Consider the following 2,458-nt stretch of genomic DNA (forward strand, 5'->3'; position numbering starts at 1 on the left):
ATTTCCGAGCACATGGCCTGGTATTCGGAGTCGATCATCAGGCGCTGGTCGGACGAGTAGGTGCCCGTCGAGGCCTGCATGGCCAGTTCCTTCAGGCGGATAAGCTTTTCGTCGATGACGCCGAGCGCTCCGTCCGCGGTCTGGATCATGGAGATGGCGTCGTTGGCGTTGCGCACGCCCTGGTTCAGGCTCTTGATGTCCGCGCGCATGAGTTCGCGGATGGCCAGGCCCGCGGCGTCGTCGGCCGCGGTGTTCACGCGCAGGCCAGAAGACAGGCGCTGGGTCGAGGTGGACAGGTTGCCATACGCGGTGCCCAGGTTGCGGGACGCGTTCATGGCCATCAGGTTGTGATTGATAACCAAAGACATGACGTAAACCTCCTTGTTCGAAAAAACATTCCCTTTTGCGGCCACGCATGCATTGGTGATGCCAACACGCATTATTCTCTAAAATACGGGATGTTATCGATCAAGGATTTGTCTAGACTATGTCGAAGACTAGCGCCGTGCCCAGAAAAAGCTGCCGGGCGTCAGCGGCTTGTCGCCGGTACTCATTTTTATCTGTACGCACTCGACAGCCGAATATGTCGAGTATATATGAGTGTGGCAGTATTCCAGCTCCTACGCCCCCCCAACGGACAAGAGCACGAGACACGAATGCCACCAGCCCTCAAATTCGACCAGGATCTCCGCGACTTCCTTGAAAGCCAGGCGGGCACTCTCGTCATGCTCTCGGATGATCCCCTCTTTGTGCGCGCCCTGCGTGGCACTGTGTTCAAGACTCTGGGCGTGAAAACAGACTGCCTGCTGGTGCATGTGGACCCCGTGCATGCCCTGGCCACCGTGCGCGACCGCCTGTCGCGCAAGCTGCCCGTGCTCGTCCTGGCCGACAGGCTGCTGCGCGGCAAAAGCAATCTGGACTTCCTGCGCACGGTCAAGACCACCTTCCCGGAAGCCCGGGTCATGGTCATGACCCAGGAGACCAGCAAGGCCGACCTCTCGCAGCTCTACGAGATCGGGGTGGACAGCATCCTCACCAAGCCGGTGAGCGTGGACACCCTGGTGGAAAAGATGGCCGGCGCCATAAAGCCCCAGGGCAAAATCAGCCAGCTGGTGCAGGAGGCCCGCGTCAGCCTCGACCTGGGCGACACGGCCAAGGTGAAGCAGATCGCCCAGGAGATTCTGCGCCTGAAGGACAAAAGCCCTGTGGCCTTCATGCTCCTGGGCGACGCCTTCCTGGCCGAGAACCGCCGCGACGAGGCCATCCGCTCCTACGAGGCCGCCCACGTGGGCGCGCGCCTGTACCTGGAGCCGCTGAAAAAGCTGGCCGAGGCCCACAAGGACAACGACGAGGATGCCTACCTGCGCTACCTGCGCAAGCTCGACGTCATCAGCCCCCTGAACACCGACCGCAAATGCGAGATCGGCAAGGTCTACGTGCGCAAGAACGAGATGGAGCGCGCGGACCAGTATTTCAGCGCCGCCATAGCCAACGCCCAGCGCGAGGCCATGAACCATGTGGACCGCGTGGTGCAGGACATCGCCGAGATGGTGGGGGAAGCCTCGCCGGAGCTGGCGGAGAAGTATTACGTGCAGCTTCTGGACATGAAGGGCGCCAACCTCACGGTGGATGACATGGTCACCTTCAACCGCCTGGGCATCGCGCTGCGGCGGCAGGGAAAGTGGCGCGAGGCCGTGGAGAACTACAAAAAAGCCCTCACCGTGTCACCGTCGGACGAGCGCATTTTGTACAACATGGGCCTGGCCTACGCCGACGGCCAGTTGCACCGCATGGCCGTGGGGGCCTTCGAGCAGGTGCAGCGCATCGCCCCGGACTTCCACAAGACCGCGCCCATCGTGGCCTACAACATGGCCAACGCCTTCGCCATGACCAAGGACGTCAACTCTGCCCGGCACTACCTGGGCGCCGCCCTGGCGCAGGACCCGAACCACGCGGCCTCCAAGCGGCTGCTGGCCCGGCTGGAGCAGCTGGGCGCGTAGGGCCGGGGCCACGCCCCGGGGCAGAAAGAGGGAAGCGGGCCGCAGGCCCGCCGCTGTGCAGAACAGCTGTGCCGATGTGGCGCGCTGTGCTAGAAGCGGACTATGCGCAGGAAGCCCAGCACGAAGCCGATGGCGCCCAGGTCGACATTATAATTGCACAAAGCCATGGCCGTAAGGAAGCTCCACAAGAGCACCGGCCCGCGCCCGCCGATGAACAGCGCCAAGCCCCCGGCGAACAGGCTGCCCATTCCCCAGGCCCCGGAGAGCTGGCCCCAGAGCACGGCCTGCCGCGCGGCCATCAAGAGCGCGTTGCCGCCCGCCCCGCTCACCGGGGTATCCACCACATAGATGCGAAAATAGAAGCTCCCCACATAGGTGAGGGCGAAGACGAGCGCAGTCAGTATTGTATTGCGGGACACGGGCAACCTCGCTAGCGTGGCAAACAGCCGTGCATGACG

General features: G+C 63.0%; 2 protein-coding genes and 1 pseudogene. 1 reads left to right on the forward strand and 2 read right to left on the reverse strand.

The window, feature by feature from the left end; translation table 11 throughout:
• Positions 1-368 (reverse strand): annotated as a pseudogene (locus VN419_RS08165) (flagellin); the annotation flags it as partial.
• Between the two features lie 288 nt (positions 369-656).
• Here VN419_RS08165 and VN419_RS08170 point away from each other — a divergent pair.
• Entirely contained in the window at positions 657-2,000 is a 1,344-nt protein-coding gene (locus tag VN419_RS08170; protein WP_325646343.1) for a tetratricopeptide repeat protein, read from the forward strand.
• Between the two features lie 89 nt (positions 2,001-2,089).
• On the opposite strand, the gene VN419_RS08175 is transcribed toward VN419_RS08170, so the two are convergent.
• Positions 2,090-2,458: hypothetical protein (locus VN419_RS08175; RefSeq protein WP_325646345.1), on the reverse strand; the 369-nt coding region annotated here is incomplete at its 5' end.

It is taken from the genome of Humidesulfovibrio sp., from assembly GCF_035560995.1.
Lineage (GTDB): Bacteria > Desulfobacterota > Desulfovibrionia > Desulfovibrionales > Desulfovibrionaceae > Humidesulfovibrio.

Bases quoted from the DNA above. Each gene is read 5' to 3' on its own strand.
- VN419_RS08170 (WP_325646343.1), top strand. From the start codon at position 657: ATGCCACCAGCCCTCAAATTCGACCAGGATCTCCGCGACTTCCTTGAA.